Here is a 16,543-nt window from a genome sequence, read left to right on the forward strand (position 1 = left end):
CTTAGAGTAGACTTAAGTATAGATATTTAGCCTAGCTTGGAGAAGGATAATGAGTACAGCAGCATTACGAGAATCGATCAAGGAAAAAGAGATTAAATTCATTGACCTGCGGTTTACTGATACGAAAGGAAAAGAACAACATATTACTATTCCTACATCGGCTCTTGATGATGACATGATAGAAAATGGTAAGATGTTCGATGGCTCATCAATTAAAGGTTGGCAAAAAATACATAAATCCGATCTTGCTCTTATTCCTGATCTTGATACCGTGGTTTTCGATCCTTTCTACCAAGACAATACTCTAATTATTCGTTGTAATGTTGTTGATCCGCAGACCATGATTGGCTATGACCGTGATCCACGCTCAATTGCTCATCGAGCAGAAGCTTATATGAAATCGACAGGGATTGCAGATAATGCTTTTTTTGGACCTGAACCTGAGTTTTTCATTTTTGATGATGTGCGCTCACAGACTGGAATGCGTGGGGCTTTTTATGAATTAGATTCAAGTGAAGGGCATTGGAATTCAGGTAAAGTCATTGAGGGTGGAAATATTGGCCATCGGCCCACCGTAAAAGGCGGGTATTTTCCTGTTCCTCCTGTGGATTCATCTCAAGATATTCGTTCAGCAATTTGTTTGACTCTTGAAGAGATGGGTCTCGTGGTAGAGGCTCATCATCACGAAGTGGCTACAGCAAATCAATGCGAAGTAGCAACGCGCTTTAATACCTTGACTAAAAAGGCGGATGAGTTACAAATTTTAAAATATGTGGTGCAAAACGTTGCGCACAATTATGGCAAAACCGCCACTTTTATGCCCAAACCTTTAGTGGGTGATAATGGTAATGGGATGCATTGCCATCAATCTTTAATGAAGAATGGCGTGAATTTATTTACTGGTGATGGTTATGCTGGCTTGTCTGAAACAGCACTTTATTATATTGGTGGAATCATTAAACATGCTCGTGCTTTGAATGCGTTCACTAACCCAGCTACCAATAGTTATAAACGATTGGTCCCAGGATTCGAAGCGCCAGTGTTATTAGCTTACTCTGCACGTAACCGGTCCGCAGCGATTCGTATTCCACATACTAGCAATCCCAAAGGACGACGGATTGAAGTGCGTTTTCCAGATCCTATGGCTAACCCTTATTTGGCTTTTTCTGCAATGATGATGGCAGGTTTGGATGGAATCCAGAAAAAAATTCATCCTGGTCAACCTATGGATAAAGATTTGTATGATTTACCACCCGAAGAGCTAGTTGATGTACCGACGGTTTGTAACTCATTAGAGCAAGCCATGCAATATTTAAAAGAAGGGCATGAGTTCTTGCTCCAAGGCGATGTGTTTAGTAAAGATTTTATCCAAAGTTACATTGCGTTAAAGGAAGAAGAAATTCAAATGTTGAGAATGCTTCCGCATCCCTTTGAGTTTGAGTTATATTATAGTCTTTAAGCCTTCTGGAGACGGCGTTGTGCAGGTAGTTTGGGCCTTTTCCAAACTACCTTACTTTTTTCTCATCACAGCTAAAGTGTTGGAGAATTTATGAAGCCAAGATCCCATAATCTTTTAACATGGGTACCTCATTTATTTCTATTTTATAGAGAAAAAGTCTTTCGTAAATTAATACCTATTTCTCTCATTATCACCGTCTATGCGATACTAATTGCTCATTTTTTCCAGAATGCCACTCGTTATAATCTGGGTCAATTTCATTTAATTTTTAGCTTTATTTTAACAATTATTATTGGCTTTAGAGTCAATACAAGTTATTCGCGTTGGTGGGAAGGGCGGACCTTGTGGGGTTCAATCGTCAATAATTGCCGAAATTTGGGTTTAAAATTTGATGCTTTCTGTGGACTAAAAAATTATCCAAATTTCTTTGAATTATTAAAAAGATTACCTATTATCATCAAGGCTAATTTGCGAAAAAATACTAACGAATACATGGAAGAATTGCATGCGCTTGGCATTGGTGAAATTGGTACGCAACATCCTGTTCTTGTATTGGTTCAAAGAATGTATTTTATTCTCAATGAACTGCGCGATCAAAATAAGATTCGTTTAGAACAATACCTAGCTTTAGATAGTCATTTAGCTAATGTCATTGATATGGTTGGTGGCTGTGAGCGAATTGCAAATACCCAAGTGCCTCCTGCCTTTGCTTTTTTTGTTAAACAAGCCTTGCTTTTCTACGCTTTGATGTTTCCTTTTGGTTGGGTGGATACTTTTGGTTTTTTAATTATTCCCATGATGGTGATGATTGTGTATATCCTATTGGGATTAGAGATTTTATCAGAAGAATTGGAAGAGCCTTTTGGGAAGAATGATAATGAGTTACCACTGAATATTATTTCCACAACAATTAGCAAAAATATTGAGCAAATTGCATGCGGATCTGAAATTTATTAAACCAATTTACCATTGATTTAAACTCTATTCACTAAAATTGATGTTTTGTTATAAATAGTCCACTTGAAATTCCCTGTTCTAATCCGCATATATACCCATTCTATTGTACAATTTTTCGGTTAAGGGAGATTTATAAATGGCTGCAAAGCAACAAACCATGGGTTTTCAAACTGAAGTTAAACAAATGCTCCATCTGGTTGTTCATTCACTTTACTCAAACAAAGAAATCTTTTTAAGAGAGCTTATTTCAAATGCTTCGGATGCGTTAGATAAACTACGCTTTTTAGCTCTTGCTGATGCTTCTTTGTATGAAAAAGATTCTGATCTTCGTATCACTATAGAATTCAATGAGAAACTAAAAACAATCACCATCAAAGATAATGGCATCGGTTTAAGTTGGGATGAGGCTGTTGAGAATTTGGGAACTATAGCCAAATCAGGAACCAAAGAATTCCTTAGTCATATGACTGGTGAGGCCGCAAAGGATTCTCATTTGATTGGCCAATTTGGCGTTGGGTTTTATTCATCATTTATTGTTGCAGACAAAGTTACTCTAAAAAGTCGACGGGCTGGATTGAAAGCAGAAGAGGGCATTGTTTGGGAGTCTAGCGGTGATGGCGAATTTACTATCGCTCAAGAGAAAAAAGCTGAGCGTGGAACCGAAGTGACTCTTCATCTGAAGAAAGAAGACGACGAATTTTTAAGTGATTGGCGTTTACGTCAAATTATCAGTAAATACTCTGATCATATTTGCTGGCCAATTGAGATGAAAAAAATTACTGAGGACGACAAAGAATCGCAAGAATTTGAAACAGTGAATAAGGCTACCGCATTATGGACTTTACAAAAATCTGAGATTAGCGATGAGGAATACAAAGAACTGTACAAACATATTTCTCATGATTATCAGGATCCTTTAGTTTGGTCTCATAACCATGTTGAAGGAAAACAGGATTATATCAGCTTACTCTATATTCCTGCACACGCGCCCTTCGATTTATGGCAACAAGAAATGAAACATGGTTTAAAACTGTATGTGAAACGTGTATTCATTATGGATGATGCAGTTCAGTTTTTACCCCGCTATTTACGCTTTGTAAAAGGGATTGTGGATGCCAATGATTTACCCTTAAACGTTTCTCGTGAAATTTTACAAGACAATAAACTTGTCGATGCAATTAAGTCAGCTTGTACTAAACGTGTTTTATCAATGCTAGATAAGTTGAGCAATCAAGACCCAGAGAAATACCAACAATTTTGGTCTGAATTTGGTCTAGCAATGAAAGAAGGACCTATCGAAGATTTTGCTAATAAAGAAGCGATTGCTAAATTGCTGCGCTTTGCCACTACAACGAGCGATTCGGAAAAGCAAACAGTCAAACTCACTGACTATGTTTCGCGCATGAAAGAGGGACAAGATAAGATCTACTATATTACTGCATCCAGTTATAATGCTGCTAAAAATAGTCCTCATCTTGAAATCTTTAGAAAAAAGGGGATTGAAGTATTATTACTTAGTGACCGTGTAGATGAATGGTTAGTAGGTTATTTAAGCGAATTCGATGGTAAAAAATTACAATCAATCAGTAAAGGGAAAATTGATTTTGATGTCGAAGAAGATGCAAAGATCAAAGAAGATGAAAAAACTCTCGAACCTATGCTTAAGCAAATTAAAGATGTTTTGGGCGATAAAATAAAAGAAGTACAATTTACTAATCGCTTAACGACCTCCCCTGCTTGTGTGGTTGCTAGTGAAGAAGATATGGGTATGGAAATGCAGCGTATTTTGCAAGCTGCAGGCCAGCCAGTTCAATTATCTAAACCGGTGTTCGAAATTAATCCTGAGCATGCTTTGATAAAACGCTTACACGATATCAGCGATGAAAGTCGTTTTGCTGAATGGGTAGTCATGCTATTTGAACAAGCAGTTTTGGCTGAAGGGGGACAGTTAGACAATCCCGCCGATTTTGTTAACCGCGTCAATAAACTGTTGCTAGATGCGTGATCCTTTGTAGCTTATCTGAGCATGGTAAAAGAACCTCAGAGGTAACTCACGAAAATCCCAACGAAGTTTTTGTCATCCTGCCTTCGCAGGATGACAATTTAAGCATTAATGATAATAATTAACCCAAACTCACACTCAAAAAAAGCCAGGGTATAGATTCAACTTAAGATAAGGTATGGTTCGGAGGCTTAGTACTCCTCTAAGGAGGGCTTGGGATGGGGAACTATTAGTTTAATGTTTACCAACTTACTGGTTTCTATTTATAAAAGGCCCACTTGAGTGGGCCTTTTTAAGGCTTTTATAAAATCATCCCTAGTACTTAAATCTTGCTATAAATACTTTAGCTAGTTAAGAATAAAGGGGTATTTATAAAAAAGAGGGGTAATTATTCGTCAGTTAAACGAAAATATTTTGTACCAAAGTAACGCTGTAATTTTTTTCTGATTGTACCACGGCTGATACCAAGCATCTTTGCAGCTTGCAACTGATTGCCACGTCTTTTTTCCATGACAGCTTGTAAAAGGGGTGGTTCCACTTCAGAAAGAATCATGTCATAGAGATCATCAATGGCTTTGCCTTTATTTTCAGCAAGAAATCGAGTTACCAAACCATATACCAAATCTTGCAGACCTTGGTCTTGTTTCATGGCTTGAGCAGTAGCTTGTGTATCAATGACATTCATCGTAACTTCCTTATTTTAGTTAAATCATACTATTCCAATACTTTCATTTAATAGATGAAAGCAAAATTAATTGTACATGAAGGCTAATTGATAATCTACTATTCTGAGTAAGAATGATTTATTCTTCAGCATATTGCAATTCAGATTTAACCAACTCAGCAATGGTACAATCTGCTTGTCCTGAAGAAAGAGAGAGTTTAAGTGCTTTCAGGCGTCCCTGCATTCGTGCGATAACCTCTTGATCAGTTAATAACTCAGTCAGAGCACGGGTAAGCTCGGTTGTATTACAATCATATTGTAATAGCTCAGGAACAATCATTTCATTTTTTAAGAGGTTACACAAACCTAAGTATTTTACTTTAATCACTTTCATTGCAACAATATAACTGAGTAAAGAGCCTTTATAGATAATACACATGGGTTTTTCTAAGAGGGCACATTCTAAAGAGGCGGTTCCTGAGGCGACAACCACACAATCACTACAGGCTGCTACCTCACTGGCTTTACCCAAGACAAATGAGATTTTTACGTTGGATTGAGAGAAATAGTTTTTAATAATTTCGGGACTCAGCGTTCCAGCAATAGGAATAACAAAATGCAAGTTATCCATTTGTTTAGTAAGTGCTTCAGCCGTGGCGACCAAAATTGGCATATGCCTTTCAATTTCGTTACGTCGACTGCCTGGTAACATAGCGACTAAGCGCTTGTCTGTAGGGAGGGCTAATTCTTTACGCGCGCTGCTCGGATCTTCACAGTTGGGTATTTTTTCAACAAGAGGATGGCCAACAAATGATACAGGAATGTTTGCACGTTGATAAATCTCTTTTTCGAAAGGTAGTATAACCGCCATTCTATCGACATAGGCGCGAATAATTTCAATACGATTGGGTTTCCAAGCCCAAATTTGCGGACTTATATAATATAAAATCCGAATACCAAGTTGTTTGGCAAATTTAACTAGGCGTAAATTGAAACCTGGGAAATCAACTAAAACCAGTAAGTCTGGCTTTGACTGGCTGAGATGAATTTTAATTGCATCAAAGGCTTTTTTAATAATACGAAGATGACGGACTACTTCAGTAAGGCCAGTGGTTCCATAGCGGGCTAAATCAGATATAAGATGGACACCAGCGGCTTCCATATGCCTGCCGCCAATGCCAGAAATTTCGAGCGATTCATAGTCGGACGTTAATTGACGTACAAGAGCCGCGGCATGAATGTCGCCCGATTCTTCTCCAGCAATAATGACAAGGCGTTTAGTCGCTTGCATATTTTGAGATCAAATGAGTATCAATTAATGCAGTAATTTTAGCGGCCGTCGCTAATGCATCTCGGCCTTCTTCTCCAGTGACTAAAGGCATTGAATTATTTTCAATGCACTCTAAAAAAGATTGAATTTCTGTAAGTAAGGCATCGCCTTTTTCAAAGATCGATTGATGGCGAGTGATTTCAGGAATACCTGGAAACATTTCGCCTTCGCCTTTTTGGAACACTGCGAATTGTTTGTTCTGATAATCGATTGAAATATAAGAATTAGGCTGAAAAATTCTTGTTTTACGTTCTGTTTTGAAGCTAATACGGCTGGCTGTTACATTAGCAACACAATGATTTTCAAAGGTAATTCTGGCATTCGCAATATCAATCGATTTAGTTAAAACCGGTGCCCCTTGCGCATCAATACTCGCTATCGGGCAATTGACAATGGTTTGAATTAAATCAATATCATGAATCATCAAATCAAGAATCACGTTCACATCCGTGCCCCGTGGATTAAAGGGAGACAGTCGGTGAGATTCAATAAATAAGGGGCGCTCAAGGTATTCATCAAGTGCTAGCCGTGCAGAGTTAAAGCGCTCTAAATGACCTACTTGTAGTTTGAGTTGTTGTTGGTTGGCTAACTCAATGAGCTCATTAGCTTGGTCAACAGTCTCGGTGATTGGTTTTTCAATAAGAACATGAATGCCTTGCTCTAGACAAGCTTTAGCAATTTCATAATGCTTATTTGTCGTGGCAACAATGCTTACCGCATCAACTTTCCCAAATAAATCCCGGTAGTCAAAATAAGCAGGTACGTTAAGCTCTCTTGAAACTAATTCACAAGCATTTGCGTTGACATCACACACGGCAACTAAATTAGCATTGGCTAGCATTTTATATTTTTGTGCATGAAAACGGCCAAGATAGCCAACGCCAATTACCGCACAATTTAATATACTCATAAGACAACGATGATAATAATTTGTGCGCATGATCTCATTTTCTTGATGATAAATCAATTTTAAATGGTTATGATTAGCCGCTTATTGATTTTAAGGAGAGGAATAAATGGATAGATGTATTGCAGGAGTAGATGAAGTAGGGCGGGGGCCCTTAGCTGGTCCGTTGGTTACTGCTGCAGTTATTCTTTATAAGCCTATTGAAGGGGCGATTGATTCAAAAAAATTAACGCCAGCTAAGCGAAAAGATTTAGCCAAAAAAATTAAAGATGAAGCACGGTGTTTCGCTTATGGCCGAGCAGAAGTTGAAGAAATCGATCGCTTGAATATTCATCAAGCTACTTTATTGGCAATGAAACGTGCAGTGGACGCTTTAGCCATTCAACCTGATGAAGTGATGGTTGATGGTTTATTCGTTCCAGACATCTCTATTCCTTGTAGAGCAATTGTCAACGGTGATAATTTAGAAAATTCTATCGCTGCAGCATCGATTTTAGCAAAAGTGCTGAGAGATGAAGAAATGGAAGTAATGGATCTAATCTATCCTGGTTATGGTTTTGCTGTACATAAAGGCTATGCCACTGTCATGCATCGCACGGCGTTAAAAGAAAAGGGGCCTTGTTTGATTCATCGTAAAAGCTTTGGTTCAGTGGCCAAGAGTTTTGCGTAGTTCGGGCCTGACAATTTCTTACCTCAAAATTCAATCGGAGGTGGATCAGTTAATGAACGGGTGAAATCCGTTTCACGTCATGTGCTAATAACTTGAAGTAATCATAGGACATATAAAAATCACCATAATTCCCTGCGAAGTTAGACCATGAGTTACGTAAAGTTAATAAGCCCGTGTGTTTTTTTCCTTTATTATCAAAAACAATTGCATTGTCATCGTAACCAGTGATGATCATTACATGGCCAGTTTTTGCATTGCGTACGTCTTTTAGGATTTCTGGAGTCAGTACCCAAGTGTCATAGTCAAACCAGGTTTTATATTTGCCAACTGCACCAACTGTTCCCAGATCTGTGCGTGGAAGCAAGACCCCAAAAACTACTCTATCACCTGAATTAAGTGTTTGTTTCACTTCAGTTAGTAATTTATCTGTCTCCACTTTTCGATAAATAGTAGACCAACTCGCTATTTTTCCAAACACCAATTCGCTTAATGAATAATATTGTTCCGGTTCTATAAAAGATTCGGGAATGGCAGTGTAAGAAGGGTAATAGTTTATACCGCCGCAGCCTTTCTTTCGTTGTTTTTCCGTATTAACGATTCCATACTGGGCAATTTGGTCGATTACTTGCTTTGTATTGCTACCCTTCCAACCACTAACGCCATAGCCTTGTTTTTCTAAATAGGAGCCTAATTGTAAATGGCATACTTGACTTACATAATCGCCTTGGCCAATGAGTGCATCAAGTGCAGCCGTGACTGCAAACGTAACACAAGTCCCATGATGACCTTGATCAAGCACAGGTACTTTATTCATGCCAAGTTGTACTTTATTAGGAAATAGTGAGGCCTCTGAGGGTAGAAACGAATCTGGTCGGGCTAATAGCTTTTTGGCATCGTTTGCAAGCCGTTCTTTTTCTTCATTAGAGAGTTCAATTTGTAGTAATTGGATGACTTTTTCATTGCTTTGATTAGTCGCTGCTTTATTGGGGGCAACTTTTAAATGATGCTCAATTGATCCTACAATGTTAAAGTCTTCAGCAAAGCTGCTGTTGATAAGGAATACGAATAGAGTTAATGCGATGGTTGTGATTTTTTTAAACGTCATGGCAGGCTAATGATCAAAAAGAGTTGGTTGATTATTATTCGTGTTGGTTCTAATGTCAACAATTACTAGGCATATGGTTTGATTTAATGGGCGTTGCCTTAAAGATAACCCCCTTGCCTGCTTTCCGGTGAGCTGAAAAGTTTAAGGTTTGCCAATCTTTCGCTAACTGTGTCAGTGGTAATTCAATGTCCCAGCTCGCCTCTTCACTTAAATTGGCAGGCAGGGTTAATCGACGAATTACTGTCTGGTTAAATTTAATATCAACTCTTGTTCCTGCAGTTAAAAGCGGAGAAAAAGCCATTTTTAAATGGAGTATTGCTTTCTGTACGTTCAAATGTTTGGCGAGAGGGAGATAAAAGGTATAATTTGGCTGATATCCATTTAATGTTATGGAGCTATCCCAGTTTAACTGTTTAAATGAGTAGTTAGCTGTCATGCTATTGAATTTACCAAGGTTTGCTGGATTGGAAACCGATGGACGTGTTGCAGCAGAGTTAGTCGTTTGAATAACCGTTACTAATAGCAAGAGACTGTAAATAAAGAAATTATATCTGTTAACCAGTAATTTCATCATCTTTTACTAAAGTGGCTATTCACTTAGACTACTAGCTTCAACTTGTAGAGGCAAGATTATTCCCTACCGATTGTAAGATAGATTATTAAATAAAATTCGATGCGAGCTAATCGACATTAAAATACCGAAGCTTGTTAGAAAGGTTACCATTGCTGTCCCACCGTAACTGACTAAAGGTAAAGGAACCCCCACAACTGGTAAAATACCCATGACCATTCCAATATTAACGAACCCAGAAAGGAAAAAAGTCATGGCTAAACTAGCTGCTAAAAGACGGGTAAAACTGGTTTGAGCATGTCTTGCGATGTGCAATCCTCGTAGGGAAATAAGAATCACTAAAGCAATTAGAATACAACTACCGGCAAAGCCAAACTCTTCGCCGCTTACTGCAAAAATAAAATCGGTCGCATGCTCCGGTAAAAAATTAAGATGCGATTGACTCCCCTCAAGCCATCCTTTACCGAAAGCTCCCCCGGATCCTATTGCTATCTTGGATTGAATGATGTGATAGCCTGAGCCTAGCGGGTCTTGTTCTGGATTAAGCAAAGTGTAGATTCGTTGTTTTTGATAATCATGCATGACATGCCAGAGCAAAGGGGCCGCAGCGCCAATCACAATAGCAATAAATAAGACAATCCGCATGCTTATTCCAGCTAAGAAAATAACGCACAGACCAGACGCAACAACCATAATGGCAGTACCTAAATCAGGTTGCTTAGCAATCAATACTGCAGGAATGAAAATCATCAAGGCTGCTATCAATAACGACTTAAAATCAATAGGAAAAGATTTGCGATCAAAATACCAGGCAGCCATCATCGGAATGGCTAATTTCATGATTTCCGAGGGTTGGAAACGGAATACTCCCAAATCAAGCCAACGCTGGGCTCCTTTACCAATTTTTCCCATTAACATCACAGCAATAAGCAGTATTAAACCGACACCATAAATCCAAGGTGTCCACGTTTTATATTTATGAGGTGGAATAATAGCAAAAATCATCATAATGCCCAGTGCAAATACCAATCGGATTGATTGGCGCAAAACCATGCTGAGATTCTGATTTGAAGCACTGTAGAGGATTAACATACCCATCGCGACTAAGGCTAACAATAAACCTAATAAGGGTAAATCGATATGAATGGATTTAACGGTGAATCGATAAACGGGTCGTGTATGGCGTGCTTTCATGACTTAGGTTCGCTTTTTTTAAGTTCAAAATAGGCATCCATCACTTTACGAGCTACATTGGATGCTGATAAATCATTTTCTACCATTACAGCAACGGCAATTTCGGGATTTTCAACAGGAGCAAAAGCAATAATGTAAGAATGATCTCTTAAATATTCAGGAATCTCTTCGTACTTCACTTTGCGGATTTTTTCATACTGCTTACCCCCAAATACTTGGGCTGTGCCTGTCTTTGCAGCCACGGAGTAGGGTGTATTTCTGCCAAAGCGATAACCCGTTCCCTCATTACTGGTAATGACGGCTTGCATCGCTTCGGCGATGATTGTCCAATAATTTTCATCTTTAAGCTTGATGGGGTATTCCTCAAGAACTTTATATTCGTGTGTTTCTTCTCGGTCGCTTTGAATGGATTTATGTAGTAAATGCGGCCTAAAACGTCGGCCTTTTTGACTTAAGGAAGCAGTTGCATTAGCTAGCTGTAGTGGCGAAACTAAGGTAAATCCTTGGCCAATCGAGGTGATGACTGTATCGCCGGGATACCAAGCTTGTCCTTTGTTTTGTTTTTTCCAATGCTTGCTAGGCACTAATCCGGCGGCTTCTTCATTCAAATCAACATGAGTTAATTGACCAAAACCAAACTGAACTAACATATCTTCAATGGCCGAGATGCCCATTTTGTGGCCTAGTTGATAAAAATAGGTGTCACAAGATACAGTAATAGCACGTTTTAAGTTAATAAACCCGTGGCCGGTTTTTTTCCAATCACGATAGGCATGGCTCACGCCAGGTAATCTAAACCAGCCTGGGTCATGAATACTGTAGCTGGTGTCGATAACTCCTTTTTCTAAACCCGCCAAGCCCATGAAGGGTTTTATTGTTGAAGCAGGTGGATATAATCCTCTTACTGCTCGATTATACAACGGTCTGTCGCGTGCAGTGGCTAGGGTCTTATAATCTTCAGTGCTAATTCCATTCACAAAAAGATTAGGATCAAAGCTAGGCGCGCTAACCATCGCCAAGATATCTCCCCCATGTGTACTTAGCGCAACAACTGCCCCACGCTTGTCTTTCAACGCTTGGTAAGCAACCCGCTGCAATCGTGTATCAATTGTTAAATAAAGTTTCTCGCCGGACACTGGATTTTGCTTGTTAACTACTCTTAGTGTTCGGCCGCTGACATCTGTTTCTACTTGTTGATAACCTACTTCGCCATGCAAAATATTCTCATAAAATTTTTCGATTCCTGACTTACCGATAAAGTTGGTAGCACGGTAGTTAGTTGGATCAACCTGGCGTAACTCCTGGATATTGATACGGCCTACATAACCCAGTAAGTGAGCTGTTATTTCGCCAAGCGGATAGTAACGCATGAGCCTAGCTTTGATACTCACACCAGGGAAACGATATTGATTACTGGCAAAAATGGCGACTTCCTCTTGGTCTAATTTAAGTTTAAGCGGGATGGGGACGAAAGAGCGATTCTGTTTACGAGCTCGATTGAAATTATCGAGATCTTCATCGGTAATCGATGGGAGAAGAATACGTAATTGTTCCAAAGTGAGTTTTAGATTTTTGACCCGTTCTGGAATAATTTCTAGGACATAGACAGGAATATTTTCAGCCAAGACTACGCCGTTTTTGTCGAGAATAATACCTCGAGGAGGAGCAATGGGGATAATGCTCATTTGGTTTTTTAAGGATAGGGTTTCGTATCGTTTAAATTCGGATATTTGCAGATAGGCTAAACGAAAAATAAGTACCAATGATAAAATAATTATCAGAATGACAAGTAAATTCAATCGAGAGCGATGTAACTGGGCTTCTAATCGATCATTTTTTACTGAGTTATGAAATCGCATGTTCTGCAAAATTTAAAAGAGAGTCGAGAAAAACTGACATCTTAGCCTAAAACTTCATTTGTGATAAGGGTGCTTATGTATAATTGACCAAGCTCGATAAAGTGTTTCTAAGAGCATAATGCGCACCAGAGGATGTGGTAGAGTGAGTTGTGACAAAGACCAGCGCTCATCAGCCTTCGCTATAATGGAGGGTACTAGACCTTCTGGTCCACCAATAAGAAAGCATAAGTGACTGCTGATTTGTTGCAATTGCTCTAGTTTTAAAGCTAATTTTTCACTGCTATAAGAATCCCCTTGAATTTCTAAGGCAATAATGCGTGAGTTTTGTGGGATTGCCGCCGATATTAATGCTGCCTCTTTTTCTAAGATACGCGTTAAATCACTCGCTTTTCCACGCTTTGCCAGAGGAATTTCAATTAAGTTAAACTGAACAAATTCCTGCAATCGTTTTGAAAATTCAGAAACAGCCTGCTCCACCCAAGAAGGCATTTTATTGCCACAAGCAACCAGCGTAACTTTAAGCATAATTTTATTTACTTTGCGGATTAGCTTGCCAAAGTCCTTCAAGATTATAAAAAGCACGACTTTCCGGTTGCATAATGTGCAACACAAAATCGCCGAAATCGATCAAAACCCAATCACCTGTTTCAAGGCCATTTTGGCTAAGTGCCGCTAATCCTATAGCTTTCATCTTTTCAACCACAACATCAGCGATTGCTTTGACGTGGCGGGATGAGCGCCCACTACAGATAATCATATAATCGGTTACAGAGGTTTGTTTTTTAACATCAATAACTGTCACCTCGCTAGCTTGAATATCGTCTAACGATTTTAGTAGTTGATTTAAAAATGATTGTTGCTCGGTCATAAAGTATAAAAATCTTATTCAAAAGGGGTGGATAATAACAGCAAAATTAAAACTCTCAAAGGTTTCTTTCTGAAACTTTCAAGAAAACGGTTAGATGTTCAGGCTGTGCTCGACTGCAAGCATTCAGACTAAAAGAAAATCACCAAGTTATAGACTGAAGCATAAATTGAACCCAACGTAAATGCTTGTACTACAATGTAGTTATTGTAACTATCATTCTAAAAAATGGAGATCTCTATGGCAGCCGCTTTCGGATGTGCGATCGAATCACATAATAACCCTGTGGGTAAAAGAATCGTACTGGTTTTGCAGGGTGGTGGAGCTTTAGGTGCTTTTCAGGCGGGCGTTTATGAAGGGCTTGAGAAATCACATTATATTCCGAATTGGGTTGCAGGGACTTCGATAGGAGCAATTAATGCAGCAATTATTGCAGGAAATGAACCAAAGAATCGCTTACCCCGTTTAAAACAATTCTGGGACGCAGTCACTCAACCTGAGATTTTTAATACAGGTTATGATTTTCCCGATGCATTAAACAAGCTGGTCGCTGACTGGCAATATCAGCAGGTTGTTTTATCAGGGATCCCTGTTTTCTTTAAACCTCGCGTCGACTCAGTAATTAACATGTTTTATGGCCCTTGGAATAGTTTTTATGACACCGAACCTTTGCGTGCTTTTCTCCAAGAGTTGGTTGATTTTGATTATCTAGCCAAAGGTGAAATGCGTCTTAGTCTTGGTGCTACTAATATTCATACGGGGAAAATACGTTATTTCGATAGTAAATATGAAAAGCTCGGTCCGGAGCATATAATGGCAAGCGGTGCCTTACCTCCGGCTTTTCCTCCTATTTTAATTGAAGGCCAATATTATTGGGACGGCGGTGTTTATTCCAACACACCATTGTCGGTTGTTTTGGATGATATGCCGCGAGTTAGTTCACTTTGTTTTATGGTGGATTTATGGAGTGCTAATGGAGACTTGCCTAATAGCGTCGATGAAGTGAAAAAAAGAAACCTAGAAATTATTTATAGTAGTCGTTCAGACGAACAACGTTGTCATTTTGAAGACAAACATAATTTACGCCGAGCAATTAGAGCCCTCTATGAGCAATTACCTGAAGATAAACAGCTATTAGCTGACAATGTGGAGCTAGCTTCCCTGGGATGCGTATCTGATTATGACATCGTGCAGCTTGAATACCAGCAAAAACAGTGGGAATCATCCACCAAAGACGCTGATTTTTCCGCTTATTCGACTAAAGAACGTTGGCGTCAAGGCTTAAAACAAGTGCAAAAGGCGCTCAAAGCAAAGAAATTTTGCACTCCTCACCCACCCCATGTCGGTGTGGCTGTTTATCGTGCTCTGGATGATTAGTCTCCAATTAATGGCATTTGATTAAAGACGCGGGTGATACTTCGCCTTTGTGGCGCGACAAAAGTGCTTTTATCGCGCCATACAAAATGAAACAAACGATTGTAGCGACGATTAAGATATTCAAAAGCGTCGAAAAAGTTTGTGTATAATGTGCCTTTAATTCAAGGATAGATAAGCTTTCCATTTTTATTGACGTTAGGGAAGCAAGTTTTCCAGATAAAAAGCCACCAATCCCTAAAGATACAAAGAAGATTCCCATCATCGTGCTAACTTTTTTACGACTGGCTAGCAGAGTTATTGCCGAGAGTCCAACAGGTGAGAGCAATAATTCAGCAACCGAAATAAGTAAATAAGCTGGGATAAAAAATAAAGGAGATAATAGCGCTCCGCCACTAGAGTTTTTGCAGACTAGGGTAATTAAGGCATAAGCAGCAGTCATGCAAACCATAGCGAGCAAAAACTTCCTTCCGGTTCGAATACCGCTTTGTACCAAGGTCAACTGAGTTTTGCTGCGTGAAAATAGATAACCAAAAATGATCATGCCAATACTCTGAATGCCAACGTAATAAGGAGGAGGAAAGTTAACTCCCCATAGTTTTGGTTCGACAACTCTAGAAATAAAGAGAGTTAAGGACATAAACATTTGAAAATAGAAAGCCCAAAACATAACCGAAATGATGCATAACAAACCGATAACAGCAGTCTGTTTTGCCTGATTAGGCGATTCACGTCGAATAGAATAGATCAAGTAGCCTAAAGAGAGTAAAACGACTACTGCAAAGGCTGAGTCGGCAAAAATAGGGAAGTTCAGAGCAGAATAAGAAATCAACCATAATCCAAACATCATAGCGATTGCTTTGACTAATTTTTCCAAGCGAAATTCATAGGGATGATAATCAGCCACTTTGTAGCGGTAAGCACCAAAGGCAAACACTGCAAAAGCAATGATCATCCCAAAAGCTGCACTTGCAAAAGAAACTGACCAACTAAAGCGGTCATTAAGTAAGCTTGGTAAAGTCGTCCCTAAAATGATGCCTGTAGTGATACCCATATAAAAAATAGTGAAACCACTTTCTCGTTTAGGAGAACCAATGTCATATTCATTACCCAAAAGCGAAGAGATGTTAGGCTTAAGCAAGCCTGTTCCCACCGCAACGCCGGCTAGCGCGACAGTTAGACTTGAATCAGATCTAAGTAGGGTGAGTGCAAGATAGCTAAAAAATAGGAAAGTTGCACCTGCAAGAATCGCTCTTTTTTGGCCTAATAAATGATCGGCAATCCAACCACCAATAACAGGTGAAAGATAAGTAAGCGCGGTAAAAGAACCAACCAATGCATAGATTTTATCGTCTTGCCATTTAAAATGCAGCGCAAGATAAAGTGCAAGTAAGGATTGCACAACATAAAATCCATATCTTTCCCACATTTCAGTGGCGAAAAAAAACCTTAATGAAGGTGGGTGTGAAGCATGATTAGTTAATTCGTTCTGCACAATGATTTCTTAGGTTGGATCCTGGTGGATGTAGTTTATCATATTGGCTTTAAATTTTACATACTGATGGTTTGAGAAGGTAGATTATTTT

General features: G+C 39.1%; 15 protein-coding genes. 5 read left to right on the forward strand and 10 right to left on the reverse strand.

The features are described from left to right. Positions 1–49: 49 nt before the first annotated feature. The 3 genes from glnA to htpG all read left to right on the forward strand — a co-directional run bounded on the left by glnA (position 50) and on the right by htpG (position 4,421). Entirely contained in the window at positions 50–1,459 is a 1,410-nt protein-coding gene (gene glnA / locus Lnau_RS06120) for a glutamate--ammonia ligase (protein ID WP_058504254.1), read from the forward strand. A gap of 90 nt (positions 1,460–1,549) precedes the next feature. Next, positions 1,550–2,416: a bestrophin family protein gene (locus tag Lnau_RS06125; RefSeq protein WP_058504255.1), complete on the forward strand. Its 867-nt coding sequence runs from the start codon at positions 1,550–1,552 to the stop codon at positions 2,414–2,416. A gap of 136 nt (positions 2,417–2,552) precedes the next feature. Then, entirely contained in the window at positions 2,553–4,421 is a 1,869-nt protein-coding gene (gene htpG, locus Lnau_RS06130) for a molecular chaperone HtpG (protein WP_058504256.1), read from the forward strand. 385 nt (positions 4,422–4,806) lie between these two features. On the opposite strand, the gene Lnau_RS06135 is transcribed toward htpG, so the two are convergent. The 3 genes from Lnau_RS06135 to Lnau_RS06145 all read right to left on the reverse strand — a co-directional run bounded on the left by Lnau_RS06135 (position 4,807) and on the right by Lnau_RS06145 (position 7,322). Continuing rightward, the gene (locus Lnau_RS06135; RefSeq protein ID WP_058504257.1) at positions 4,807–5,103 is read right to left on the reverse strand and encodes a helix-turn-helix domain-containing protein; all 297 of its coding nucleotides are present in this window, start codon (positions 5,101–5,103) and stop codon (positions 4,807–4,809) included. 118 nt (positions 5,104–5,221) lie between these two features. Then, the gene (gene lpxB, locus Lnau_RS06140; RefSeq protein ID WP_058504258.1) at positions 5,222–6,373 is read right to left on the reverse strand and encodes a lipid-A-disaccharide synthase; all 1,152 of its coding nucleotides are present in this window, start codon (positions 6,371–6,373) and stop codon (positions 5,222–5,224) included. Continuing rightward, positions 6,360–7,322 (reverse strand): Gfo/Idh/MocA family protein, encoded by a 963-nt coding sequence (locus tag Lnau_RS06145; protein ID WP_058504828.1) that lies wholly within the window; start codon positions 7,320–7,322, stop codon positions 6,360–6,362. Before Lnau_RS06145 ends, lpxB begins: the two co-directional genes overlap by 14 nt. Before the next feature lie 106 nt (positions 7,323–7,428). Between Lnau_RS06145 and rnhB the strand changes: the two genes are divergently transcribed. Then, positions 7,429–7,989: a ribonuclease HII gene (gene rnhB / locus Lnau_RS06150; RefSeq protein WP_058504259.1), complete on the forward strand. Its 561-nt coding sequence runs from the start codon at positions 7,429–7,431 to the stop codon at positions 7,987–7,989. Positions 7,990–8,038: 49 nt separating this feature from the next. Here the strand turns inward: rnhB and Lnau_RS06155 are convergent, their stop codons facing one another. From Lnau_RS06155 to rsfS, 6 genes are all read right to left on the reverse strand, one after another. After that, positions 8,039–9,094 carry a C1 family peptidase gene (locus Lnau_RS06155; protein WP_058504260.1) on the reverse strand — a complete coding sequence of 352 codons (1,056 nt, stop codon included), beginning with the start codon at positions 9,092–9,094 and terminating at the stop codon, positions 8,039–8,041. A 55-nt stretch (positions 9,095–9,149) separates the two neighbouring features. Beyond that, the gene (locus Lnau_RS06160; protein WP_133134811.1) at positions 9,150–9,668 is read right to left on the reverse strand and encodes a cellulose biosynthesis cyclic di-GMP-binding regulatory protein BcsB; all 519 of its coding nucleotides are present in this window, start codon (positions 9,666–9,668) and stop codon (positions 9,150–9,152) included. Positions 9,669–9,731: 63 nt separating this feature from the next. Further along, positions 9,732–10,859 (reverse strand): rod shape-determining protein RodA, encoded by a 1,128-nt coding sequence (gene rodA / locus Lnau_RS06165; protein WP_058504262.1) that lies wholly within the window; start codon positions 10,857–10,859, stop codon positions 9,732–9,734. After that, positions 10,856–12,718, reverse strand: coding sequence for a penicillin-binding protein 2 (gene mrdA, locus Lnau_RS06170; protein WP_058504263.1), 1,863 nt, complete (start codon positions 12,716–12,718; stop codon positions 10,856–10,858). Before mrdA ends, rodA begins: the two co-directional genes overlap by 4 nt. A 54-nt stretch (positions 12,719–12,772) precedes the next feature. Continuing rightward, positions 12,773–13,243 carry a 23S rRNA (pseudouridine(1915)-N(3))-methyltransferase RlmH gene (gene rlmH / locus Lnau_RS06175; protein WP_058504264.1) on the reverse strand — a complete coding sequence of 157 codons (471 nt, stop codon included), beginning with the start codon at positions 13,241–13,243 and terminating at the stop codon, positions 12,773–12,775. Between the two features lie 4 nt (positions 13,244–13,247). Then, positions 13,248–13,586: a ribosome silencing factor gene (gene rsfS, locus Lnau_RS06180; protein WP_058504265.1), complete on the reverse strand. Its 339-nt coding sequence runs from the start codon at positions 13,584–13,586 to the stop codon at positions 13,248–13,250. A 237-nt stretch (positions 13,587–13,823) separates the two neighbouring features. On the opposite strand from rsfS, the gene Lnau_RS06185 reads away from it, so the two are divergent. Then, a complete protein-coding gene (locus tag Lnau_RS06185; RefSeq protein WP_058504266.1) occupies positions 13,824–14,960 on the forward strand; it encodes a patatin-like phospholipase family protein in 1,137 nt (378 codons plus the stop codon). 7 nt (positions 14,961–14,967) lie between these two features. Here Lnau_RS06185 and Lnau_RS06190 read toward each other — a convergent pair whose 3' ends face one another. Further along, positions 14,968–16,452 (reverse strand): peptide MFS transporter, encoded by a 1,485-nt coding sequence (locus Lnau_RS06190; protein WP_058504267.1) that lies wholly within the window; start codon positions 16,450–16,452, stop codon positions 14,968–14,970. Positions 16,453–16,543 lie beyond the last annotated feature (91 nt).

Source organism: Legionella nautarum (assembly GCF_001467895.1).
GTDB classification, from domain to species: Bacteria; Pseudomonadota; Gammaproteobacteria; order Legionellales; family Legionellaceae; genus Tatlockia; species Tatlockia nautarum.